We start from the raw sequence: 6,134 nt of genomic DNA, 5'->3' as shown, positions 1-6,134 counted from the left end.
GTAGCGCTGGGTGTAGAGGATGCATTTATTGCAGTTTATTATCAAGGAAAGAGAATTGCTATTTTACTATATAATCAGTAATATCAATTAGTGGGCATATGTAAACACATAAAACAAAGTGTATTGGTCGTGGTCATACTGCTATTGACCAACAGCATACCTATGGCCACGCCAGGTAGATTAGACGGTCCACCAGACCCTAATGCTAAAATAAAGGCCTTGTTTTTATATAATTTCACCAAATATGTCGAGTGGCCGGCAGCCACAGCCTTAATGACTCCCAGTTTTAGAATTGGAGTTTATGGTGAATATCCCAACTTAGTGAAAGAGCTAAACAACATGGCTGCGACTAAAAAGCACAAAGATCAGCCGTTCAAAATCATCAACTTTTTCTCAATAGAAGATGCGGTGCCTTGCCATATTATATACATAGCCCCGGAAAAAACAGATGATATTACGGCATTGAAGCGTAAGCTCGATGTGCCTATACTTATAGTAAGTGATGAGATAGGTGCAATAAATAAAGGAGCAGTCATCAATTTCTTTTATGAAAGCAGCAAACAGCGCATGGAGATAAGCCCTGCTAATGCTGAAAAGGATAATTTAAAAGTGAGTAGTCAGTTGTTGGGGGTCTCTAAAGTGGTAAATTAAATGATTAGGCTTTTAACCATATTGATTTTTATACTATGCAGCTTAAGCACTTATGCGCAAAACGGTAATTTATTGAGCAAGTCTTACAACAGTTATAAAGCCGGTGAGCTATCAGAAGCTAAAATATTGATCGACTCCGCAGCCCAGAGCGATCAATATAAGTCTCAAATTCTTACCTGGTATCTTAAAGGTTTTATCTATAAAGACCTGTTTAAAAAAGAGCCATCTGATGCTGCACGATCAGAAGCTGTTACCTCTTTTGCTAAATTATTGGAAATAGACAGCACGCAAAAGTATGAGGCTGAAAGCAAACAAAATCTTAAATACCTGGCGAGTACATATTACAACGAGGCCATGCAATCATTAGCTACTAACCCCCAAAAATCTGACAGTTTGTTTCAGAGCTTTGAGGCTGCTATGAATCTCACAAATGACAGTACTTTCGACCTGAAGGGTAGCAGAATGAAATACCTGCTGGCAAGAGGCACTACTTACGTACAAAAGTATAGAAGTGATACTACGGAAGTAGCCAGAGAGGAGGCAATCGCATCCTTTCAAAAGGTGTTAGCATTAGATTCTCTCAATAAAAAGGCCAATTACAACCTGGGCGTGATTTACTACAACCAGGCCGTTAACCTGATTTTAAATGCTGATTATGACGAAATAGACATACTGGCGTTGAGCGAATTTGAGGATAAATCGATCGAGCTATTTGAACAATCATTGCCCTATATGAAGGCCGCATATCAGGTAGACCCTCAGGATGTAAATATTTTAGAAGGACTTGCCGGTATTTATTTTGGTTTAAAAGAATTTGAGACCTCTAATAAATACAAAGAGGAGCTTAAGGCTTTGAGCGAGTGATTACACCTCCCGCTCAAATTCATCAATTTCTTTAAGAAAGATCAGAGCCTCTGTTATTTGACTGCCATTACCACTCAGTAGCTTATTCATCCACGGTTTTTCAGCATTTTTTGGACTTAGCTTTTTATGAGCCCAAAGGGCTCCAAGGGCAAATAAAAACATCACTGGCAACTGCCAAAGCAGCCAGCTGGTGTCAGCCACAGCCACTATATCAACGCCAAAAATCACTTTAAAGAACATAACTACGAAGACCATATAAAGCGGAAAAATCCATACAGCTAATCTCATATATCTTATAATGACAAGCTTTAAGTGACTAAGGCGTTTCTGCAGCTCAGCTACAGGTGCGCCATAATCGAGCCTGCTAATAAGTTCCAGCTCATGCACTGCGGCTATACTGATGAGCAGAGTCCATAAAGCCAGCAAACCGCTCGAGGCAGCAATTGGTATCGATGAGCTATTTCCTATGGCAAAAACCACAAAGAAGAAAGTTACCATTACATAAAAAGCTAAAGTAATACCTGTCATCCAGGTCAGCTTCCTGATTTTAGATTTGGCCTTATCCAGGTTTGTTCTTCTTAGCAGTTCAAGATTGAGCTGGTAGTTGCGGTCAAGCTTCTTTTCATAAGACTGCCATATACTTTTTATTTCTTCGAGTTCCATCATAGCGTGTTTATGTTTTCAAATTGTACTTTAAGCTTTTGTTTTATCCGATTAATTTTGGTGCCTACATTACTTTTAGAAATGTTTAGAATGTTGGCAATTTCCTCATGACTGTTGCCATCGAGGTACAGTATCATAAGTGCCTTGTGCATCTGGTCGAGGTTATTGATAAACTGCTTGAGTAAGTCGATTTGCTCATCATAATTTGGACCTTCCGATGGGGCGATCTGCAAAAAGGACTCGTCAAAATCTGCACTGTGGTTAGCTCGTGTTTTGGACTTTCTATAAAATGAAATGGCCACGTTTAGCGCTATACGGTAGATCCAGGTAGATATTTTAACTCGCCCGTCAAACTTTTCAAAACTATTCCAAAGCTGAATGATCACGTCCTGCACAAGATCTTTCTCATCTTCTTTGTCCCGGCAATACATATTGCAGACTTTAAAAATGATTTGCCTGTTCTCATCCAGGATGGCTAAAAAAGCTTCTTTACTCTTTTTCATAACACAATCGCTAATAGCAAAATAGTAATTTGCAGGAGAAAAAAAGCTGTACTTACTCGCTTAGTAGTTTGTAGTTTATCGACTAGACTCATGTGACTTAGGTTGTTTTACCTATTATTCGCATGAGAGTAGGAAAAATCACACTGAAGGATAGATTTTTTATTTAGACCGCGATATTTTTAATTTTTTAAAGTGTTTAAATGCTAAAATGGCAAGACCTGTAAGTATTAGAAATGGCCAAAAACTTATAGCAACTACAGTAAATGAAAGTAGTTTCTGCCACCCATTTGTAATGGCAGTAAGTAGTCTGGCTAGAAATCCTTCACGAGGTGATGAATGGTAGGTGTAAGGCAAAGTTTCGTAAAAGTCTACTGCGATAGTGCTGTAATTTATTTGTTTGCTGAGGTATTTAAACTGCCCCTGCAATGACTCTATTTCTATTCTTACATCATTTAAATTACGCTCTATCTCGAGCATATCTTTAACTTCAGTAGCTTTATCGAGAAGTTTTAAATAGCGATTTTCTAGTTGTTGTTTGTTTTTTATACGTGTGCTTAAATCATAATAGCGCTCAGTCACATCTTCTACATTGGTGGCCTTGTGGTCTATTTTCTTTGCAATTGCGGTGATTTTTGCAAACAGGCTGTCGTATTCAGGAGCCGGTACTCTTAAGACTAAATTGTAGTTAATCTGCTGAGTCGATCGGTTTTCGTTCTCATTTTCAATGTAAGCCTGATATGGCCCTAAAAACGATTGAATAATTTGATAGTCATGCGCTACATCGTCAGTTTCAAATTGTATGCGACCAGATTTAATGAGTTTTTGCTGGATGGTTGATTCTTGCGGAGTGGGAGGATGCTTGACAGCTGTAAACTCCATTATATCCATTGCCTCCAAGTATGCTATTTCTGCATAGTTATCATTTGTGAGTCGACTTTCGGTGCAGCTGGAAACAATAAAAGTCGTAATTATTAAAAGTAAAGTTCTCATAAGCGTCTTCATTGGGATTATTCACATAACTGCTATATCCCAACAAAGACACATATTTAGCCCACTAAGTTGGATTCACTTAAGTTGCTTGATAATTTTTATCAATCATCCTTCAGGCAATTGATTGGGTTTACTCGAGCTGCTTTAATCGTTTGAATGCTTACTGTTAACCATGCAATGAAAAGGGCTGTGAGTCCGGCTGCAGCAAAGAATATCCAGCTTAGGGTTATGCGGTAAGCAAAATTCGTCAACCAGTACTCGGCTACAAAGTAGCTTAGAGGTAGTGCAATGATGATTGCTGCAAGCACCATTTTGGTGAAATCACCGGATAGTAATTTTACAATGCTGAAATGTTTAGCACCAAGAATTTTTCTAATACCTATTTCCTTTTCTCTTCGCTCAGCAGTAAAGGCTGCCAAACCAAATAGGCCTAAGCAGGAAATAATTATAGCGACTACAGCAAATACCTGAGACAATGAAGATATACGCTTTTCAGAGAGGTATTGCGCATAATAATTTTGATCTAAAAACTCATAATCGAGCGTGTAGCCCGGGTTGAAATCCGCATAAAAGCTTTTGAGACTCTCGAGTGTTTCGCTCATGTTTTCACTCTTTACTTTGATGAAAGCATTGGGCAAAAATTCTGTATCATAGTGAAAGAGCATAGGCTGAACCTTTTCATGTAAGGTGGAGTAGATGAAATCTTTGGCTACTCCGACAATCACTTTGTCCTTTCCCCACAATTTTACTGTCTGCCCGATGGGATCTTCAAGCTCCATGACTTCGATAGCTGTTTCGTTAAAGATTATTTTGGAGTTTTCGTCAGCATATTCTTCAGAAAAATCACGACCAGCAACGAGTTCAATACCGAGAGTTTCTATAAGGCCATAATAGCTCCTTGCTTGTTCAAAAAGTATTTGTACATCAGGATCTTTACCTTCCCAATGTACTCCTGTGGTGCTATTGGTGCTTTTCATAAAATTATGAGAACTTGTAGAAGCACTCACCACACCTGGAATGCTTTCAACCTCAGTGATAAAGGTCTTCATGTTTTCTAAAATCCTACCTTCAACAGGTAGCTTTAGTACGTTTTCTCGCTTAATACCGAGGTTTTTAGACTGTATATATTCCAGCTGTTTGTACACCACAAGTACACCCACAATCATGACGATCGATAAAGTAAACTGAAATACCACCAGGCCTTTTCTTGTCCAAAGCTCTCCAAAACTACTGGTGAGCTTGCCTTTGATGATTTGAATAGGTTTAAATCCGGATAAATATAATGCCGGATAACTGCCTGCCAAAAGGCCCGTGGAAGCAGCAATTCCCACTATCATAAATATGACTTGTGGGGTAATTTGTATCGAAAGCAGTTTGCCTGTAAGCTGATTGAAGTAAGGAAGTAGTGCGATAACAAAACCAGCGGCCAATATTGTAGCTAGTGTGGCTATCATAAAAGACTCGGTGAGAAATTGATTAATAAGACTTTTCCTACTCGCACCTAATGATTTTTTTACACCTATTTCTTTTAAACGCCTGGCTGCCCGAGCTGTCGATAGGTTCATAAAATTAATGCAAGCAATTACTAGAATGAATAGGGCAATGGCTGTAAATAGCTTTACATACAAAATGCGGCCACCTACTATCTTGCCGTTATCAAAATCACCGCGTAGGTATAGATCAGAATATTTGGTAACAAATGGTGTCACATTGATGCCCGGTCTTTTTTCTTTAATAAGCCCGGCAATTTTTTCGTTAAAAGCATCAACATCTGTTCCTTCAGCCAACTCTACAAAGCCATAGGCGGTGTAGTTGCCCCAATGTACACCATCGCCCAATAAGTCATTGAAATTTTGAAACGGGATGGCAAACTCAAAAGTCTCTGTGGAGGCATTGGGCAAAGTTTGCATAATGCCTGTTACAGTTACGTCTCCCGTATCATCAAGTAAATGCCAGCTTAGCGATTTGCCAATTACATTTTCAGTAGTACCAAATAGTTTTACGGCAAGCCCTTCCGAAATTACAATGCTGTTTTTGTCATCAAACACCTGTGCGGGATCCCCATGCCTAAGTGGGTAACTAAATAGACTGAAGTACCCTTTCCCACCAAATTTGCCGGGAGCTTTAATCATCTCCTTACCATTAGACAATGCAAAGTTGTTGGCAAACCAATTGGTTTCAGTGTCTTCCACTCCCATGATTACTTCAGGGTATTCTTCCTCCAGGGTTTCTGGCAGTAATGAAGGTATTGCTGGGCCAGACCTTAGTTTACCGCTCTCTTCATGGTGCATGTAGATCTGGTAAATTTGATCATCCTTAGCATGAAATTTATTGACATTGAGTTCGTCATTGATCCATAAAGCAATTAGAAAAAAGCAGGTGAGTCCACTTGTAAGCCCTATGAGATTGATCAAAAACGAGCTTTTATATTTTAAAAAATTCCGATACGCAAGTTTGAAGTTG

6 protein-coding genes are annotated in these 6,134 nt (G+C 39.0%); 2 read left to right on the top strand and 4 right to left on the bottom strand.

Annotation, left to right across the window (positions count from 1 at the left end):
• Nucleotides 1-129: 129 nt before the first annotated feature.
• Nucleotides 130-651, top strand: coding sequence for a YfiR/HmsC family protein (locus E1176_RS08025; RefSeq protein WP_185152701.1), 522 nt, complete (start codon nucleotides 130-132; stop codon nucleotides 649-651).
• Between the two features lie 72 nt (nucleotides 652-723).
• Complete coding sequence (locus E1176_RS08020) at nucleotides 724-1,515, top strand: hypothetical protein (protein ID WP_185152700.1); 792 nt, start codon at nucleotides 724-726, stop codon at nucleotides 1,513-1,515.
• Here the strand turns inward: E1176_RS08020 and E1176_RS08015 are convergent, their stop codons facing one another.
• The 4 genes from E1176_RS08015 to E1176_RS08000 form a co-directional block, all read right to left on the bottom strand.
• Complete coding sequence (locus tag E1176_RS08015) at nucleotides 1,516-2,181, bottom strand: hypothetical protein (RefSeq protein WP_155210092.1); 666 nt, start codon at nucleotides 2,179-2,181, stop codon at nucleotides 1,516-1,518. It abuts the gene before it with no gap.
• Entirely contained in the window at nucleotides 2,178-2,681 is a 504-nt protein-coding gene (locus E1176_RS08010) for an RNA polymerase sigma factor (protein WP_155210091.1), read from the bottom strand. The genes E1176_RS08015 and E1176_RS08010 overlap by 4 nt, the downstream gene beginning before the upstream one ends.
• Nucleotides 2,682-2,840: 159 nt before the next feature.
• On the bottom strand, nucleotides 2,841-3,671 hold the full coding sequence (locus tag E1176_RS08005; protein ID WP_185152699.1) for a DUF4349 domain-containing protein: 831 nt from the start codon (nucleotides 3,669-3,671) through the stop codon (nucleotides 2,841-2,843).
• Between the two features lie 101 nt (nucleotides 3,672-3,772).
• Nucleotides 3,773-6,134 (bottom strand): FtsX-like permease family protein (locus E1176_RS08000; protein WP_155210089.1); only part of this gene is annotated, 2,362 nt, incomplete at its 5' end.

This window comes from Fulvivirga aurantia, assembly GCF_009711475.1.
Classification (GTDB): domain Bacteria; phylum Bacteroidota; class Bacteroidia; order Cytophagales; family Cyclobacteriaceae; genus Fulvivirga; species Fulvivirga aurantia.
Note: the sequence above shows the minus strand (reverse complement) of the source record. Positions and strands in the feature narration are given on the sequence as shown.

What these genes read in the sequence shown, in the direction of transcription:
- E1176_RS08015 (WP_155210092.1), bottom strand. Translation starts at nt 2,181, where the DNA reads ATGATGGAACTCGAAGAAATAAAAAGTATATGGCAGTCTTATGAAAAG.
- E1176_RS08010 (WP_155210091.1), bottom strand. Translation starts at nt 2,681, where the DNA reads ATGAAAAAGAGTAAAGAAGCTTTTTTAGCCATCCTGGATGAGAACAGG.
- E1176_RS08005 (WP_185152699.1), bottom strand. Translation starts at nt 3,671, where the DNA reads ATGAGAACTTTACTTTTAATAATTACGACTTTTATTGTTTCCAGCTGC.